This window comes from Deltaproteobacteria bacterium (assembly GCA_028818775.1).
GTDB lineage: Bacteria > Desulfobacterota > Binatia > UBA9968 > JAJDTQ01 > JAJDTQ01.
This window is the reverse complement of record JAPPNE010000105.1, coordinates 1-17,975: the sequence shown is the minus strand read 5'-3', so window position 1 is coordinate 17,975 and position 17,975 is coordinate 1. Positions and strand designations below refer to the sequence as shown.

Genomic DNA, 17,975 nt, shown 5'->3' with positions numbered 1-17,975 from the left:
AGTTCTACTCGGTGCTGCAGCACGACGGCGTCCTGGTCCTGGACCAACGCAACTACGACGACATCCTCGACGATGGGTTCAGCTCCAAGCACATCTACTACTACTGCGGCGAGAACGTCAGCGCCGCGCCGGAGTACGTCGACGAGGGGCTGGCGCGGTTCCGCTACGAGTTCCCGGACAACTCCGTCTTCCACCTGAACATGTTCCCCCTGCGCAAGGACTACGTGCGCAAGCTCATGGGCGAGGTGGGGTTTCAGCAGGTGAAGACCTACGCCGACTTCCAGGAGACCCATCGGGTGGAGGATCCGGACTTCTTCATCCACGTGGCGGAGAAGCTCTACAAGAACGAGGAACGGCCGGTTCGGGCCGGCGCCACGTTGGCGTACTCCGGCGCGGTGGAGACCGCCCGGGACTACTACAACAGCAACGACGCCGACCGGTTCTATGCCACCGTGTGGGGCGGCGAGGACATCCACGTCGGCCTGTACGAGGGCGAGGGCGACACGATCTTCGACGCCAGCCGGCGCACCGTCCAACGCATGGCCTCCATGATCCAACAACTGGAGCCGACCACCCGCGTGCTGGACATCGGGGCGGGATATGGCGGGTCCGCCCGTTACCTGGTCGAGAACTACGGCTGCAACGTCGGCTGCCTGAACCTGAGCGAGGTCCAGAACGCGCGCAATCGCGACCTCAACGCCAGGAGCAACATCTCCCTCGCCATCAACGTGGTGGACGGCAGCTTCGAAGACATCCCCATGCCGGATGACAGCGTGGACGTCGTGTGGTCCCAGGACGCCATCCTGCACAGCAGCAACCGGGAACGCGTGTTCGAGGAAGTCGGCCGGGTCCTGTCCCAGGGCGGCCAACTCATCTTCACCGACCCCATGCAGCACGAAGACTGCCCGACGGAAGTTCTGCAGCCGATCCTGGACCGTATCCATCTCGATTCCCTCGGATCGGTCCCACGGTACCGGACGATGCTGTCGCGCCTGGGCTTCGAAGAGATCGAGTTCGTCGACCTGACACCGCAACTCGCCACCCACTACGCGCGGGTCCTGGACGAGGTCCAGGCCAACCAGTGGGACCTGCTCAAGGTATGCAGCGAGGAGTACATCGAACGCATGAAGGCCGGCCTGCAACACTGGGTGAACGGCGGCAATGCAGGCAATCTGCAGTGGGGCATCCTGCACTTCCGGAAAGGGTAACGGTCGGATGGGAGTGCCGGAAGCCCGCTATTCGGAGGCCGTGGAATCGGTCAGAGACTACTACAACAACGATGACGTGCGCCGGATCTACGATGCCTCCTACGGCGACGAACACCTGCATCTCGGTATCTACGAGAACGACGGGGACACGGTGGACGAAGCCGGCCAGCGGACCGTGGAGCGAATCGCCTCCATGGTCCAGGGACTGGGCACGGGCACACGCGTGCTCGACATCGGCGCGGGCCATGGCGGGTCGGCCCGCTACCTGTTCCGACAGTACGGCTGCCACGTGGCGTGCCTGAACCTGAGTGAGGAGCAGAACTCCCGGAACCGGGCCTTGAATGCGAGAGACAATTGCTCCCTGGCCATCAACGTCGTCGACGGGAGCTTCGAGGACATCCCGGTCACGGACGGCAGCTTCGACGTGGTATGGTCCCAGGACGCCATCCTGCACAGCACCCGGCGGAGACAGGTCTTCGCGGAAGTCGGCCGGGTGCTGCGCACGGGCGGTCAGTTCATCTTCACCGACCCCATGCAGGGCGATTCCTGCCCCGCGGCAGCCTTGCAGCCCATCCTCGACCGCGTCCACCTCGACTCCCTGGGATCCCTTCGGGAGTACCGCACGATGCTGTCCGAGTTGGGGTTCGAGGAACTGGAGTTCGCCGACCTCACGCCGCACCTCGCCACCCACTACGGACGGATCCTCGAGGATCTGTTGGCCAATGAGCAGGATCTGACGACGCAGTGCGGCGCCGATCATGTACGGCGCGTGAAGACCGGCCTGCGCCACTGGGTGGACGGCGGCAAGCGCGGCTACCTCCAGTGGGGGATCCTGCACTTCCGGAAGACGTGACGCGATCGGGTAACCCGCGAAGACCCTGAATTCCAGCGACACACCCTGAGTTCTCAGGGTCTTAGCGCCCTATCCTCCAGCGATGGCTCCCACGATGAGCAAGGGCTCCGCGCCGGATGCGACGGCGTCGGGCAGCGGCGCGTCCGGCGGGTCGTGGGTGAGGTCCTCCCTGCACGCGAAGAAGCGCACCATGGGCCGCCGGCGGCGGGTGACGTGATCGCGGATGGTGCCGCGGAGCATGGGGTAGCGCGCTTCGAGGGCGTCCAGCACGCTGTCCCGCGTCACCGGACCTTCCACCGTCAGCGTCACCTCGGAGCGGATGCCGGCGAGCGTCTGCAGGTGGTAGGGCAGCGCGACCCGGATCATGGCAGGGTCTGCACCTCCACCGACAGGACGCTCGGCAGATCGCGGACGATGGCGGTCCAGTGGTCGCCGCCGTCCGGCGACACGTACACCTGCCCGCCCGTAGTGCCGAAGTAGACGCCGCAGGGATCGAGCGAATCGACCGTCATGGCGTCCCGCAGCACGTTCACGTAGCAGTCCTTCTGAGGCAGTCCTTTCGTCAACGCCTCCCATTCGTTGCCGCCGGTGCGGCTGCGGAAGACGCGCAGCTTTCCCTCGGGCGGATAGTGCTCCGAGTCGCTCTTGATGGGCACGACGTACACCGTCTCGGGCTCGTGCGCGTGCACGTGGATGGGGAAGCCGAAATCGCTCGGCAGGTTGCCGCTGACCTCATTCCAGTTGGCGCCGGCGTCGTCGCTGCGCATGACGTCCCAGTGCTTCTGCATGAACAGCCGGTCGGGGTTCGACGGGTGCATCGCCAGGCGGTGCACGCAGTGGCCGATCTCGGCGGTGGGATCGGGCAGGAACCCGGAGTGCAGACCGCGGTTGATGGTCTTCCACGTCCGGCCACCGTCCTCCGTGCGAAACGAGCCGGCCGCGGAGATGGCCACGAACATCCGCTCCGGGTCCTTGGGATCGAGCAGAATCGTGTGCAGACACATCCCGCCCGCGCCCGGCATCCACGCCGCCCCCGTATCGTGGCCGCGCAGGCCCGCAAGCTCGTGCCACGACTCGCCGCCGTCGGTGGTGCGGAACAGCGCGGCGTCCTCGACGCCCGCGTAGACGGTGTCCGGATCGGCAATCGACGGCTCCAGGTGCCACACCCGCGCGAACTCCCACGGATGCTGCGTGCCGTCATACCATTGGTGGGTGGTCAGCCGGCGGCCGGTTTCCTCGGACGTGTCGTAGACGAACTTGTTGCTTTCGCCGCCGGGCATGGGCGCGCCCGCGGCGTCGTCGGGGCGGGCATCCTGCTCCGCGGGTCCCGATCCGGGCTGTTCCCAAGTCACCCCGCCGTCATTAGAGCGCTGGATGACCTGTCCGAACCAATCGCTGTTCGACGATGCGTAGACACGGTCGGGCTCCGCCGGCGAGCCCTTCATGTGGTAGACCTCCCAGCCGGCGAAATGCGGCCCGGCCACGGACCAGTCGCGGCGTTGGCCGTCGGCCGTGAGAACAAACGCTCCCTTGCGCGTGCCTACGAGGACTCGAATCGTGCTCACCGTCGTTCTCCCGATGTTTGGCCCGTTACGCCCTTACCAGCCTACCGGGCTTGCCAGCCGGCCGCCGATCTCGGGTGAGTCGGCGGCGTAACGGTAGACCCGGAACATGCTGTTGCCGGGGCCGCGGCCCTCGTAGTCCGCGAAGAAGGGACAGACGTACTCCCACACGATCTCGCCGGCCTGGGTGACCTCGAAGGCCCGTCCCATCTGTCCCTCGCAGATGAGCGTGTTGCCGTTCTCGAAGCGCTGGGCGCCGCTGATGTTGGGGCTGAAGAAGGTCCAGATGGGCGAGCCCCGGTAGTGCCAGACCGTTTCTCCGGACTCGGGGTCGAGTTCGATGACCCGCGAGAACGGGTTGTCGAGCCCGTGAATGCCGTTGGCGAACAGCAGGATGTTGCCGTTGGGCAGCACCGTGCAGTCGTGCTGATGGCCCCAGGTGACGTCCTGATGCGACCAGCGCACCTTGCAGGTCTCGCGGTCGATCATCATGATGGCGTTCAACCGCCGGAAGCTGAGCATGACGCCGCCGTCGGCAAGCGGGAAGCAGGCGTTGGCGTGGGCGAACTCGTCGCGGCCGCAGCACGGGCAGATTACCCAGCGGTCGAGGTCCAGGTCGCGCCACGCGTGCCATTCCCACACCGTGTCGCCCGCCGGCGACACCTCGCGCACGTAGTCGCCGTAGGTGAGACCGTCGTGCTCACTGCCGGGCACGCCGCCCTTGATCCGAGGCTGGACGTCCGCCGGCACAGGCTCCCAGCCGATGTAGATGGTATTGCCGTCCGGGCGTCTGCGGAAGTCGTGGTGCTGGGCGGGATCACAGTATTCCCACACCACGTCTCCGTCCCAGGTGTACTCCCGAAGGAGGCCGCCCTTGCCGCGCCGGAGCGGCGGCCCCTCCTCCATGCGGCCGGCCCAGAGGAGGTTGCCGTTGGGCAGGAGGTAGGCGTAGTTCCCCGGACACAAGGGGAATGACCACTCGTGTAGCACCTCACCGCGCATGCCGATGACGTAAGCCTTGCGCGACGACTGCGGCACGATGAGGGTGTAGCCCGGTGTCGCCTTCGCCCGGTCATAGACCAGAACGCCTACGTCACGATATCGCATGGAGCCTCCTTGTGTCCCCATCCCGCCTGGATTCCCGCTTCCCAGGCTGGGTCAATACTCCCTAACCCACTGGCGCTCTCCGCCTATGCCACCCCGCCGCCTGCTCGTAGGCGTGGGCGACCTGCAGCAGCAAGGGCTCCTCGAAATGCGGCGCGGCGATCTGCAGCCCGATGGGGAGGCCCTGGGCGGAAAAGCCGCAGGGGACGCTGATGGCGGGTGCCCCGGTGACGTTGAACGGGATGGTGCACAGGGTGCCGCGTGTGCCGCGCGCGTCCTGCAACGGGATCCTGCCTCCCGCCGTTTCGACGTACCCTTGCTGGCACTCCTCAATGGTCTCCGCCGGCATGCTCACGGCGGGGCTCACGATCACGTCCACCTGCTCGAAGGCCCCGTCGAAGGCCTCGCAGATGAGGCGACGGACCCGTTGCGCGGTGACGTACGCGTGGGCGGGAAGCGCCAGGGCGCGCACCTGCCGGTAAAGCAGTTCGGGGCTGAATTCGCGCGGACGGGTGCGCAGGAACGAGTCGGCGGGAGACAGGTTCTCGGCGCGCGCGGTCACGAGCTGCACCATCGGGACGTGCTCCATGTACGGGACCGACAGCTCGTGCACGGACATGCCCAGGGACTCCAGCACCTCCACCGCGTCGGCTACGGCCTCCTTTACCTCGTCCACGGCCAAGTCGTCGAAGTAGTCGCGGACGATGCCGATCTTGAGGCCCGCCACGCCCTCGCCGAGTTGCGCGCTGAAGTCCGGTACCGGGGCGTCGCTGGACAGAGGGTCCTTGGGGTCGATGCCGGCGATGGCCTGCAGCATGAGCGCGCTGTCACGCACCGTGCGCGTCAGCACGCCGAAATGGTCCGTGGAATAGCCTCCGGTGCCGGCAACGCCGCCGACGCGGCTCACCCTGCCGTAGGTGGCCTTGAGCCCCACCACCCCGCACAGGGACGCGGGGTTGCGCACCGAGCCTGCGTTGTCGGTGCCGATGGACCCCAGGGCCAGACTCGCGGCCACGGACGCGGCCGAGCCGCCGCTGGAGCCGCCAGATACGCGGTCCCGGTCCCAGGGATTGCGGGTGGTGCCGTAGTAGGGGTTGATGGTGGTGCAGCCGGCGGCCCACTCGTGCATGTTGGTCTTGCCCAGGATCACGGCGCCGGCCTGCCTGAGCCGTGCCACGACGGTGGCGTCCTCATCGGGGACCCAGTCGGACAGGTGCTTGGCGCCCGCGGTGGTGCGGACGCCGGCCGTGGCCAGACTGTCCTTGATGGAGACGGGGATGCCGTGCAGCGCGCCGCGGTAGCGACCCGCGGCGATGTCGGCCTCGGCGCGGCCGGCATCCGCCAGAGCCTGCTCCCGCATCACGGTGACGAAGGTGTTGAGCTCTTGGTCCAGGCGCTCGATACGCTCCAGGTACGCCCGGGTCAATTCCACAGGCGACACCTCGCGCGCCTCGATGCCGCGCGCGGCCTCGGCCAGGGTGAGTGCCTCCAGGTCCATCACAGGTAGCCCTGCTCCTTGCAGAACTGCTCCGCTCCGGGATGGAGCGGCACGTCCAGGGGAGTGGCGTCCGTATCCTTCCATAACTGGTCGATGCCGGTGAGCGTCTCCCAGTAGATCTCGTTCTGCCGCTCCTTCAGCGCCGCGCACACCTTGTACACGTCCTCGTCGGGCAGGGAGGCGCGCGTGTAGAGGGGCCAGCCGCCGTAGTCGATGCAGGTGTGGTCGGACTTGAGGTGAGGGTAGCAGCCCGCGGGCATGGTCACCGTGCGCCAGCCCAGGGCGTTGAGTTGCTCCATGGCGGAATCGTCCGGCGTGACGGGCTCCATGCCGCGCGACAACGCGTCATCGAACCACAGCACGAGGCCCTCGTCGAACACCGCGTCGATGGTCTCGTCCCGAAGCGCCGCCATGCGCCGCTCGTCTCCAGGGCCGCCGTTGAGCTGCAGGCTGCCGCCCCAGGACTCCAGGTCCGCGAGCGTGAACCCGTAGATCTCCAGGGTCTGGTCCAGCAGCACACGGGTGGAGTGGGTGGCGTCCTCGCGGATGGAAAGACGCAACGGGTACTTCCGCTCCTTGATCTGGGACAAGGAGGTAATCCCCGTTCGCGGGTGGATCATGAATACGAAGCGATCCCAGGACGGGTAGCAGGCTACCACCCGGAGCGGCAGCGGCTCCGCGAAGAGCCCGACACCCCGGTAGGCCTGGGTCAGGAAAGCCGACGGGTTGACCATGGACATCTCCAGGTCCCCCTTGGCCACCGCGTGGGCAATAATGGGCGAGCCCGTGGACATGCGCAGCCATGGCCGGAAGTTCTCTCCCGACCCGCTGCCCACCGAGATGCACATGTCCCGGTTGCCGTAATACGGCGTATTCGGGTCACCGGCGACGTGCAGCCCGATCTGCCAGAGCATCAGGCCTCGTTGAAAGTTGGCTCCCCGGGGGAGTCGCTCCATGGTTCACCTCCAATGCGATGATGAGAACAATGAACACGGGATAGTTCGAGCACGGCCTACCCCAGCAGCCCGGCCCCCCTCGCCCACCGGTACTTGGCGCCCAGGATCGCCACCGGCAGCTCGGTGGTGTAGGGACAGCCGACGATGCCGCGCTCGTAGAGGTACTCCGAAGCCTCCTCCACCTGCACGTCGCCCACCAGGGACACCACCACGGGCTTGTCGATGCCCTTGTCCCGGCCTTCCTGCACCACCCGGGCGCACAGCTCGGCGAACACCATGGGCGGGGTGATGATGGTGTGCCAGTAGCCCAGGATCAGGGAGTGGATGCGGTCGTCCTCCAGGCCGTAGCGGATGGTGCGCTCGTAGGTGGTGGGGGGCTCGCCGCCGGTGATGTCCACGGGGTTGCCCGAGGCGCCGAAGGGCGGGATGAACTGCTTGAAGCCCTCGTCCAGGTCCTTGGGGAACTTCATGAGCGAGAGGCCGTTGGCCACCACGGCGTCGGACAGCAGCACGCCGGAACCGCCGGCGCCGGTGATGATGACGATCTCCTCGCCCTTGGGCGTGGGCAGCACCGACAGGCCGCGGGCGAACTGGAGCATGTCGTTGAGCGAGTAGGCGCGCACCACGCCGCAGGCCTTCAGGAGGTCGTCGTAGACCTTGTCGTCGCCTGCCAGGGCGCCGGTGTGGGAGGCCGCGGCGCGGGCGCCGAGCTGGGTGCGGCCGGCCTTGAGCATGACCACGGGCTTCTTCTTGGACACGCGGCTGGCCACCTCGTAGAAGCTGCGGCCGTCCTTGAGGTCCTCGGCGTGCATGGCCACCACCTGGGTATTGTCGTCCTGCTCGAAGTAGGTGAGCAGGTCGTCCTCGTCCAGGTCCGACTTGTTGCCCAGCCCGACGATGGCGGAGACCCCCAGCCGGGTGGAGCGGCTGAAGCCGATGATGGACATGCCCACGCCGCCGCTCTGGGACGACAGCGCCACCGGTCCCTTGACGTCGTAGGGGGTGCAGAACGTGGCGCAGAGATTGGCGGGCGTGTAGTAGAAGCCGTAGATGTTGGGGCCCATGACGCGCACGTTGTACTTGCGCGCCTCCGCCAAAAGCTCCTCCTGCATCTCCTTCTCGCCCACCTCGGCGAAGCCCGACGGGATCATCACCGCGCCCGGGATGCCCTTCTCCCCCACCTCGGTCATGGCCGCGGCGCAGAACTTGGCGGGCACCGCGAAGATGGCCACGTCCACTTCTCCCGGGATGTCCTTGACGCTCTTGTAGCACTGCTTGCCGAGGATCTCGTCGGCCCGGGGATTGATGGGGTACAGGGCGCCGGCGTAGCCGCCGTTGATGATGTTCTTCATCACCGAGTTGCCGATCTTCCCTTCGCCGTCCGAGGCGCCGATGACCGCCACCGCCTTGGGGTTCATGATGCGCCGCATGGCCGAGACGATCTCCTGCCGCGACGGCCGGTAGGGCTCGGGCCGCGGCGTGAAGTCCACGGTCATGACGCTGTCCACCGCGGTGGCGCCGCCGGCGTCCGCCAGCACCGGGTTGAGATCCACCTCGCGGATCTCCGGAAAGTCGTTCACCAGTTCCGAGACGCCGACGATGACGTCCGCCAGGGCCTCCCGCCGCACCGCCGCGCCGCCCCGGACGCCCCGAAGGATTTCCGCCGCGGCCACCCCGTCGAGCATGGACAGGGCGTCGTCACGGCTCGCCGGAGCCAGCCGGAAGGTCACGTCCCGCAGCACCTCCACCAGGACCCCGCCCAGCCCGAAGGCCACCACCTTGCCGAAGCTCGGATCGGTCACCGCGCCGACGATGACCTCCACTCCCCCGCCCGACACCTGCTGCTGGACCTGCACACCGCCCAGCACCGCGTCGGCCTTGTAGGCCCGGGCGTTCTTGATCAGCGTGCCGTAGCCCTGCTCCGCCTGTTCCCGATCCGCCACCCCCACGCGCACGCCGCCGGCCTCGGTCTTGTGCAGGATGTCCTCGGAGACGATCTTCATCACCACGGGGAAACCGATGTCCTCGGCCAAGTCCGCGGCCTCCGCCGCCGACTGGGCCACGCCTTCCCGCGGCAGCGTCACCCCGTAGGCGCGCAGAACCGCGCCGCATTCCAGCGGCGACAGCGCGGTCCGGCCTTCGGACTTCACGCGTTCCAGCACCGAGCGCACTTCCTCTTGCCGGTTCGATCCTGCCTGCATTGCCTGAGGCCTCCTTGATCCAGCCCTCCCCTCCGTCATTCCCGCGAAGTTTACCCTCGACCCCGATCGGGGGCGGGAATCCAGGGGCTGGGGGCGAGGTTTTCGGGAACAAGTGCCGGCGCGGGCCGGAAACCCGATGTCCCGTCCAGTGTGAATTCTGCCTATCGGTTCCACCGGGCAAGGTCAAGCTCGCTCCGCCGGCTCGCCCGCCTCAACCATGGCCGTCGTAGCCTTCCAGCAGGGAGTTCCAGTCGGAGAGCCGCACGTGCACGCGTTCCGGGTCCAACTTGTTGATGGAGCGCAGCAGACGGCGCAGGTTGGCATGGGCTCGGACGGCCGAAACCGCGCCGCGCCAGAGGCGCGCCTTGTCGAGGTCGATGATGTAAACGTCGGGGCGGACGCTCCCATCGAGCACCAGAATGTTCCGCAGGTTCAGGTCTCCGTGTTCGACGCCGCGTCCGTGCATCAGACGCAGCGCGCGTCCAACCCGGCGCAGCAGCAGGCCCTTCGTCTCGTAGCCGGACAGGTTTTCCCGGAGCGCGTCCCAAAGGTTGCGCGCGCCCGCGATCTCGCGCGTCACCAGCCAGCCGCGATACCACGGACCAAAACCATGCGCCACGACGGCCGCCAGGACCTCGGGTGTCGCCACGCCACGCGCACGCGCCGACGCAGTGATCGTCAGTTCGACGAAGGGCCTTGGGGGGCGGCTGACGAACCAGCCCCGCGTGAGTCCGCGCAACACCCCGCCGTGGCGATAGGAACGGACCAGTGCGCAGCCGCCATCGTCCAGGGGAAGGGCATGCAACCCGGCGCGTCCGAAATGCCGCACCAGAGCGTCCGCGGGCGGTTCAAGCACACGAGCGGCCAGCGCGGGCGCGTCCAAACCCCGAACCACCAGCATGGTGACCCCGGGGGCCGGCGTTACCCTCTCGTAACCGGCGGGAGTCGCTTGACCTCGACCGAAGGACGCCACCGTGTCACTCGATTCATTGCTACCGCAGGACAAAGTATCGATCTCCCCCGGCCGTCAGCTCTTTCACCACCTGGAGCTGCCACTCGGCGTTTCCCGGACCGTAAATCGTCTCGGCGGCGGCGACGGCCAGAAGCACGGCGGAGCCCGGATGATCCCGCAGGAAACCCTCGATTTCTTCCTTACTGTCCAGGAGGTCCACGCCGCGCCGGGAATAATACCCGAATGCCGCCATCTTGGCCCGTCCCCGGCGCGGATACGCGATCCCGATCACTGATTCCGAACCGACGTTCTCGGCGATCCAGCGGCCCGCAGGCTCGTACGTCTTGACCGGATTGAATCGGGGCATGAACCAGCTCAACACGAGGAAATGGATGGAGACGATCCCGATGGCGAGCCGGCACAACGCCCGCGGCAGGTCGGGGTAACTCCGCGCGCGCAGGACCCAAAAGCCCACGGCGACGCTCACAAGGCCGATGCCGAGACCCGGCGCCTGAAGACTCCGGGCAACCGCCGCCTCCGATGGATTCAGCGTGAGCCGCTGTACGAGCAGGTCCGCGCCCACGGCCGCCGACAGCAGGATGCCGCCCAGGAGGACCGGCAGCGAACCCGCGAGCACAACCGCAACCGTGGCCAAGCGCCGATGGAGCCCACTGAAACCGGCCCGTCCCTCGACAACCGCCGCGATCCATTGGCCGAGGAGGAGAGCGACCGCCGGGTAGGCCGGCAGCAGATACAGTTGGCGCTTGGTCGCGCCGATGGAAAGGAATACGAAGAAAACCCCGAACCACCAAAGCAACAACTGCTGCATGGAGTCGCTCCTGGTATGCCGGCGCCAGCTCCACCACAACGCCAACGGCAACAGCACGCTCCACGGCGCCATGTCATGCCAAATGTTCACGGCGTAGTAGTAGGCCGGACGGGCATGCCCGCGAAAACCGCTTGTGAAACGCGCCGTGTTCTGCTTCCACAACTCCTGCAGGATGTCGCCCGCCCCGACCTGGTACGCGCACGCAATGAACCACGCCAGGTACAGCGCCAGGCTGACCAGGGCGAGAAAAGGCAGCATGGCGAGCGAACGCCATTCCCGCCGCGCGCCGTGCCACAGGCACAGCACCAACCCGGGAAGCAGGAGTCCCAGGGGACCCTTCGTCAACATCGCCAGGCCGAACAGGGCAAAGCCCGCCACCCGCGCCGGCAAGCGCTTCTCCGGGCCGGTGCCGGAAGCGTAGACCAGGAGTCCCGAGGCGATGAACAGACTGAACAGCATGTCGGGACGATAGCCGACGGCCTGGAGCACGAACTGGGGGAACGTCAACAGCACGAGGCCCGCCCACAGCCCGGTGGAGGGTCCGAACCAGCGGGAACCCATGGCACAGGTGACGAGCGCGAGGACAATGGCGCCCAGGGCCGACGGCAGGCGCAACGACACCTCGCTCGTGGCGCCGAGCATCGTGGAAAAAAGGGCTCCCGCCCAATAGATCAGCGGCGGATAGTCGAGCCAGACGGCCCCCATGCGGCGCGGCACGACCCAATCCCCACTCAGGTACATGGTGAGGGCGGTCTGAGCCACGTTGGGCTCGTTGGGAAACCACAGGTCGCGCAACCCGAGGCAGGTCAAGTAGAGGAGCGTTCCGACGGAGGCCAGAAACAGATAGCGATGACGCTCAATACGCTCAACGAACACTCTGGAACTCGATCCCATTTGTGTCGCCCTGCCCCCTCCGCAAGCACTGGCGGAGAACTCTCGACCGATGATATCATGGCCGGGATTGCTGCCGTATCTCCTCGGACAAACCGCCGATGCAAGGTTTCGGTCAGGCCGCGGTCGGCCTCTTCTATCGTTTCGCCGCCAGCGGCGCGTTGCCGGCGTCGTGGTTCCGCACGATGGACGTCGAGCGGGTGGCAAGGGCGAAGCGTACCGGCAGGCTGAACCTCGAGATCGTCAGTCATTGCTGGCAATACGGCCACTTGCTGACCTACCAACTCGGTTCCCTCGTCAGCCACCGCACCGACAAACTCCACGTGACCATGACCGTGTACCACGCGGCGGGAGACGAGCCGGTGATACGGCTGCTGCGGTTCTTCGAGGGAATCGAACTGCCGAATGTCGCCTGGAACTGGGTCCCCTTGCCGAAGGAGCGGCTGTTCCGCCGCAGCATCGGCCGGAACCTTGCGGCCCGCGGCACGCGCGCGGACTGGATCTGGTTTACCGACGCGGACGTCGTTTTCCACGAGGGCTGTCTCGACGCCCTGGCGGAAATCCTGCAAGAGAGAGACGATCCGCTGGTGTATCCCCGGACACCCCGGAGCACGTCGTTGCTGACGGAGGACCATGACATCCTGCGCGGAGGCCGGGCCGGACCGGCGGTCCGCGAGATCCCCCTGGAGGCGTTCCCGCTACGAGGCCCCGCCCTCCACAAGGCCACCGGGCCGTACCAGATCGCGCACGGCGACGTCGCACGCGCTCTCGGCTACTGCGCGTCCATCGACTTCTACCAGCGTCCGGCGCCTCGCTGGCGCAAGGCCTACGAAGACCGTGCGTTCCGCTGGCTTCTGGGAACGCACGGCACGCCCATCGACGTGCCGGGGGTGTGCCGGATCCGCCACGCTGCCAAGGGACGGTACCGGAACGGTTCACTGACGGGAAGGCTGCGCACGTTCATGCGGAAGCACCGCGACCGGCAGGCTTGACGTACGCCCCGATCAACCGCCGGCCGGCGGCACGCGCGTGAACGCGCCGGCGCTGCGGAGCGCGGCGATCTCGTCGGCGCCGTAGCCCAGGACCTCGCTCAGCACCTCGTCGGTGTGCTCGCCCAGGAGCGGCGAACGCTTCACCTCCACGGGCGAGTCCGAGAGCTTGATGGGGCAGCCGACGTTGTGCCACGTGCCGCGCTCGGGATGGTCCACCTCGACCATCATCTCCCGGAGCTGGACGTGCTCGTCGTGCGCCAGGTCCTTGGTGCTCATGATCGGGCCGCAGGGAACGTCGAGTTCGTTGAGGATCTCCATCAACTCCCACTTGGTGTAGTCGCGGGCGAACTCCTCCAGCAGGCGCCACATCTCGGCCTGGTTGGCGCGCCGGACGTCGATGTTGTCGAACCGCGGGTCGTTGGCCAGGGCCTCGCCGCCGACGCGCGTGGCCAAGGCCTTCCACACGTGCTCCTGCACCACCACGTACAGGTAGTCGTTGGCACCGCCGGGCTTGCACGCGATGGCGTTGCCGAGCTGGCCGCCGCCGGAGTCGTTGCCGGCCCGGGGCGTGAAGTCCTCGAACTGCTGCACGGAATACTCGGCCAACGGGCCGTGCTCGATGCGCTGGTGGTCGCGGAACTTGACGCGGCAGAGGTTCATGACGCAGTCCATCATGGCGCACTCCACGTACTGGCCGTGGCCGGTGCGCTCGCGCTGCAGCAGGGCCGCGAGGATCCCGGCCAGCAGGTGCACGCCGGTGCCGGAGTCGCCGATCTGCGCGCCGGTCACCACCGGCGGACCGTCGAACATCCCGCTGGTGCTCATGGCCCCGCCCATGGCCTGGGCCACGTTCTCGTAGGCCTTGAAGGCGGCGTAGGGCCCCTCGCTGCCGAACCCCTTGATGGAACCCATGATCAGCCGCGGGTTCAGCTCGTGCACCTTTTCCCAGCCGAACCCGAGGCGGTCCAGCACGCCCGGGCCGAAGTTCTCCAGCAGCACGTCGCACGCCTTGACCAGCCGGGTGAATACTTCCTTGCCGCGTTCGTTCTTGAGGTTCACCGTGATAGAGCGCTTGTTGCAGTTCAGCATGGTGAAGTAGAGGCTGTCGGCGTCGGGAATGTCCCAAAGCTGCTTGCGCGTGGCGTCGCCCGCGGGCGACTCCAGCTTGATCACGTCCGCGCCGAGGAAGCCCATGAGCTGGCTCGAAGTGGGACCTGCCTGGACGTGTGTCATATCCAGGATGCGGATGCCGGAGAGTGCCTTTTCCATTTCGTTCCCTGGTTGCCTGTAGGTGTATGTAGCCCTGTTCTACTTGTACATGGTCTGGCGTTTGGTGCCCGGAGCCCATTCACCGGCGTTCACCCAGATGTTGACGACCGCGGACTTGCCGGTGTTCCGAACGGACTCCCGCGCCCGGCGCAGCGCCGGTGCGACCTCGCGGCACTCGGTGACCTCCTCGCCGTAGCCGCCGAGCATCTCGGCGAACCGGGAGAACGGCACGTCGCCCAGAAGGTTGCCGACGTTGCCGCGCTCCTCGCCGTACTTGGATAGCTGACCGTAGCGGATCTGGTTCATGGCGGAGTTGTTGCCGATGACCGCGATGTAGGGAGCGCCGAACCGGTTGGCGGTCTCCATGTCGAACGCGGTCATGCCGAAGGAGCCGTCGCCGTAGTAGCAAAGCACCTCCTTCTCCGGGTGTACCAGCTTGGAGGCCAAGGCGAAGCCCGTGCCCACGCCCAGAGCCCCGAGGGCGCCGGGGTCCATCCAGTTGCCGGGAGCGCGGGGCTCCACGGCCTGGGCGCTGATGGTGACGACGTCGCCGCCGTCGCCGATGTAGATGGTGTCCTCGGTGAGGAACTCGTTGAGCTCCCAGGCGACGCGCCAAGGGTGGATGGGATTGGCGTCGGACGTGAAGAGCGGCATGAGCTTCTCTTTGCGCTCGTTCTCCAGGCCCCGGAGGTGCGCGAGCCAGGGCGCGCGGCCCTCGGCGCCGTTGTCCGGCCGTTCCCCCACCGCTGCCCGCACCGCCTTGAGGATCGCTCCCGGATCGCCCACCAGGCCCAGGGAGACATCGCGGTTCTTGGCCACCGTGCGGTAGTCCATGTCGACGTGGACCACGGTGGCGTCCGCGCGAAGCCGCCGGCCGTAACCCATGCGGAAGTCGAAGGGCGTGCCGACGATGACGATGACGTCCGCCTCGCCGAAGGCGTCGCCGCGGGTACGGTTGAAGTAGTGGGGGTCGCCGGGCGGCAGCAGGCCGCGGGCGGCGCCGTTCATGTAGCAAGGTACGTTGAGGGCCTTGAACAGCGAGGTGGCCGCCTCGTGCCCGCGACAGGTCCATACCTGGGCGCCCAACAGCACCGCCGGGCGCTCGGAACGCACCAGCAGCTCCGCCAGCTTTTCCACGTCCGCGGGATCGCCGATGGACTTGGTGGAAGCGCGGGAGCGCCCGGCCTCGGGCACCACCGCCTTGTCCGCCGGCACCTCGCGGTCGAGCACGTCCCGGGGAATCTCCAGGTAGCTCGGCCCGGGCGCGCCGGCGAAGCACTCGCGCGCGGCCATGGCCACCATGTCGGCGATGCGCTCGGTGGAACGCACGCTGGCCGAGAACTTGGTGATGGGCGCGGCGATGTCCACGTGCGGCAGGTCCTGCAGCGAGCCCATCTTGTGCTGGGTCAACGCGCCTTGTCCGCCGATATGGAGCACCGGGCTCTCCGACCGGAACGCCGTGGCGATACCCGTGAGCGCGTTGGTGAACCCCGGCCCGGCGGTCGTCACCACGCACCCGAGCCGCCCGGTCTGCCGGGCGTAGCCGTCCGCCGCATGAGCCGCCACCTGCTCGTGGCGCACATCCACCACGCGGATGCCGTGGTCGATGCAGCCGTCGTAGACGTCGATGATATGGCCGCCGCACAGGGTGAAGATGGTGTCCACCCCCTCGTTCTTGAGCGCCGCCGCCACCAAGTGGCCGCCCGAGACGACGTTCTCGTCGCGGCTCTTTTGCGCGAGGGTATCCTCGGCCGTGTTGGATGTTCGTTTGTCGGCTGCAACCTTTGCCATGTATCCGTGTCCTTCGCCGAGGCGCTTGCCGCTACCTCGCCCCATTGCCGCCGAAACCGGCAAAATGCAGTTAGTTAATCCCTGTCCGTCACGTCTGTCAATCAGGCTTGCCCGAGGGTTTGTGGTAAGATATCCACTCGCGCAGGGAATGGTCGCAGATGACCCTGACCATCACTCAAGTCGACGCTTTCACCAGCGAACCGTTCACGGGCAACCCGGCCGCCGTGTGCCTGTTGCCCGCGGCCGCCGACGCGGCGTGGATGCAGCACGTGGCGCGCGAAATGAACCTGTCCGAGACCGCGTTCCTGGTGCGCAGGTCGAACGGCGAGTTCGACTTGCGCTGGTTTACGCCCGCCGTGGAGGTCGATCTCTGCGGTCATGCCACGCTGGCCAGCGCCCATGTTTTGTGGGAGGAAGGGCATCTGCCGGCGGACGCCCCGGCCGTCTTTCACACTCGCTCCGGCCGGTTGTCGGCGATCCAGCGAACCGGTTGGATCGAGATGGACTTCCCGGCGGAACCGGCGGAGCCCGTGCCCGCTCCCGCCGGTCTGGTCGAAGCCCTCGGGGCCGAGCCGCGCTGCGTCGGCCGGAACCGCTTCGACTACCTTGTCGAGGTCGACAGCCAAGCGACCGTCGAGCGGCTCGCACCGGACTTTCCGGCATTGAAGAAGCTGAAGGCGCGCGGGATCATCGTCACCGCGGGCGCCGGCGCCGAGGGCGTCGATTTCGTGTCCCGCTTCTTTGCCCCCGGCACCGGAATTGACGAGGACCCCGTCACGGGCTCAGCGCACTGTTGCCTCGGACCCTACTGGCAACAGCGCCTTGGAAGGGATGCATTCACCGCCCGGCAGGTGTCGGAACGAGGAGGCCTCATCAAGGTCGTCGTCCGCGGCGACCGCGTCGTGCTGATGGGCCAAGCGGTCACCGTCTTCCGCGGCGAGTTGCTGGCTTGAGTGTGAGACTTGTGCGCCTTCGCGCCGACGGGTCGGGACCATCGACCGCACCACCGGCCGTGCTTCACGCTCTCCTGAAGCGCCACCCGTACATCGTACGTCCGTAGAAATTGAACCACTTCCTCGCCTCAACGTCCTGAAACGGATAGTCCGCGCCCATCTGTCGCGCCGTCACGAGGCCGGACACGAAGCAGGTCTCCTGGCTGTTGACCAGGGTGTGGGCGCCGCAGTGCCACGTGCGCCGGCGGCCCTGCACGAAGCGGAAGAGATGGATCAGGAGGGCCACGTGACGGACGTCGTGAACGATGTGCTGGAACCACCACCTCTTGACGATCTTGCCCTCATCGATGCGGCTGACGGGATTGTAGGTCACCAGGCACGGCTTGTCCGACCGTTTCGCCCAGGGCTGTTGGTTGTGCATGATGTAGGTGATCTCGTAGTTGTCCGGCCTCGCGCCGTACTGCTCGATGTGGTTGCTGCGGGTGGCGAGCGGCTTGACGTCGTTGTCCGGCAGCACCGAAGCGTCCGAGTGCACCACCGTATGGTTGTGCAGCTCGCTCTCGTATCGTATCGACGACAGCAGCCAACTCTCCAGGAACGTCGGCTTGTCCAGCATCATCAACGTCTGATTCGCGTTGCACCCGAAGACCACGTCGTCGAATGTCTCCGTCCTGCCCTCTTCGTCCTCCACGACCACGTCGGCGGCTCGCCGGTACACCTTTCGAACCGGCCGCCCGAGGTAGATCTTGTCCCGGAAGCCGGCCGACAACTTCTCGTAGATGCGCCGCGTACCCCCGTCCCAGGTCTGCATCGGCGTCGCGGTCTCGATGTCGAAGAACTCCAGGTAACGGGCGAACAGGGACGCGGGCATGTCGAACACGTTCGTCGCCATCAGGAAGTTGACGAACATCGGCTT

The 17,975-nt window shown here is 67.0% G+C and carries 15 protein-coding genes; 4 read left to right on the top strand and 11 right to left on the bottom strand.

The genetic code is table 11. The features are described from left to right. Window positions 1-1,208 (top strand): methyltransferase domain-containing protein (locus OXU42_12610; protein ID MDE0030230.1); only part of this gene is annotated, 1,208 nt, incomplete at its 5' end. Between the two features lie 40 nt (window positions 1,209-1,248). Next, the gene (locus OXU42_12605) at window positions 1,249-2,061 is read left to right on the top strand and encodes a methyltransferase domain-containing protein (GenBank protein MDE0030229.1); all 813 of its coding nucleotides are present in this window, start codon (window positions 1,249-1,251) and stop codon (window positions 2,059-2,061) included. Between the two features lie 69 nt (window positions 2,062-2,130). Here the strand turns inward: OXU42_12605 and OXU42_12600 are convergent, their stop codons facing one another. The 8 genes from OXU42_12600 to OXU42_12565 all read right to left on the bottom strand — a co-directional run bounded on the left by OXU42_12600 (window position 2,131) and on the right by OXU42_12565 (window position 12,057). Next, window positions 2,131-2,427 (bottom strand): MoaD/ThiS family protein, encoded by a 297-nt coding sequence (locus OXU42_12600; protein MDE0030228.1) that lies wholly within the window; start codon window positions 2,425-2,427, stop codon window positions 2,131-2,133. Continuing rightward, window positions 2,424-3,626: an exo-alpha-sialidase gene (locus tag OXU42_12595; GenBank protein ID MDE0030227.1), complete on the bottom strand. Its 1,203-nt coding sequence runs from the start codon at window positions 3,624-3,626 to the stop codon at window positions 2,424-2,426. The genes OXU42_12600 and OXU42_12595 overlap by 4 nt, the downstream gene beginning before the upstream one ends. A 33-nt stretch (window positions 3,627-3,659) precedes the next feature. Continuing rightward, window positions 3,660-4,730 (bottom strand): aryl-sulfate sulfotransferase, encoded by a 1,071-nt coding sequence (locus OXU42_12590; protein MDE0030226.1) that lies wholly within the window; start codon window positions 4,728-4,730, stop codon window positions 3,660-3,662. Between the two features lie 61 nt (window positions 4,731-4,791). Then, on the bottom strand, window positions 4,792-6,225 hold the full coding sequence (locus OXU42_12585) for an amidase (protein MDE0030225.1): 1,434 nt from the start codon (window positions 6,223-6,225) through the stop codon (window positions 4,792-4,794). Then, on the bottom strand, window positions 6,225-7,181 hold the full coding sequence (locus OXU42_12580; GenBank protein ID MDE0030224.1) for a hypothetical protein: 957 nt from the start codon (window positions 7,179-7,181) through the stop codon (window positions 6,225-6,227). Before OXU42_12580 ends, OXU42_12585 begins: the two co-directional genes overlap by 1 nt. A 56-nt stretch (window positions 7,182-7,237) precedes the next feature. Beyond that, window positions 7,238-9,382, bottom strand: a complete 2,145-nt coding sequence (locus tag OXU42_12575) for an acetate--CoA ligase family protein (protein ID MDE0030223.1) — start codon at window positions 9,380-9,382, stop codon at window positions 7,238-7,240. A 211-nt stretch (window positions 9,383-9,593) separates the two neighbouring features. Next, window positions 9,594-10,283, bottom strand: a complete 690-nt coding sequence (locus OXU42_12570) for a hypothetical protein (protein ID MDE0030222.1) — start codon at window positions 10,281-10,283, stop codon at window positions 9,594-9,596. 91 nt (window positions 10,284-10,374) lie between these two features. Next, window positions 10,375-12,057 carry a glycosyltransferase family 39 protein gene (locus tag OXU42_12565; protein ID MDE0030221.1) on the bottom strand — a complete coding sequence of 561 codons (1,683 nt, stop codon included), beginning with the start codon at window positions 12,055-12,057 and terminating at the stop codon, window positions 10,375-10,377. Window positions 12,058-12,155: 98 nt separating this feature from the next. Between OXU42_12565 and OXU42_12560 the strand changes: the two genes are divergently transcribed. Further along, entirely contained in the window at window positions 12,156-13,046 is an 891-nt protein-coding gene (locus tag OXU42_12560; protein MDE0030220.1) for a glycosyltransferase family A protein, read from the top strand. A gap of 12 nt (window positions 13,047-13,058) precedes the next feature. On the opposite strand, the gene frc is transcribed toward OXU42_12560, so the two are convergent. Together frc and OXU42_12550 are read right to left on the bottom strand one after the other, a co-directional pair. After that, the gene (gene frc, locus OXU42_12555) at window positions 13,059-14,315 is read right to left on the bottom strand and encodes a formyl-CoA transferase (GenBank protein ID MDE0030219.1); all 1,257 of its coding nucleotides are present in this window, start codon (window positions 14,313-14,315) and stop codon (window positions 13,059-13,061) included. 39 nt (window positions 14,316-14,354) lie between these two features. Next, window positions 14,355-16,106 carry a thiamine pyrophosphate-binding protein gene (locus OXU42_12550; protein ID MDE0030218.1) on the bottom strand — a complete coding sequence of 584 codons (1,752 nt, stop codon included), beginning with the start codon at window positions 16,104-16,106 and terminating at the stop codon, window positions 14,355-14,357. Window positions 16,107-16,264: 158 nt separating this feature from the next. Between OXU42_12550 and OXU42_12545 the strand changes: the two genes are divergently transcribed. After that, complete coding sequence (locus tag OXU42_12545) at window positions 16,265-17,059, top strand: PhzF family phenazine biosynthesis protein (protein MDE0030217.1); 795 nt, start codon at window positions 16,265-16,267, stop codon at window positions 17,057-17,059. A 64-nt stretch (window positions 17,060-17,123) separates the two neighbouring features. Here the strand turns inward: OXU42_12545 and OXU42_12540 are convergent. Beyond that, window positions 17,124-17,975 (bottom strand): hypothetical protein (locus OXU42_12540; GenBank protein ID MDE0030216.1); only part of this gene is annotated, 852 nt, incomplete at its 5' end.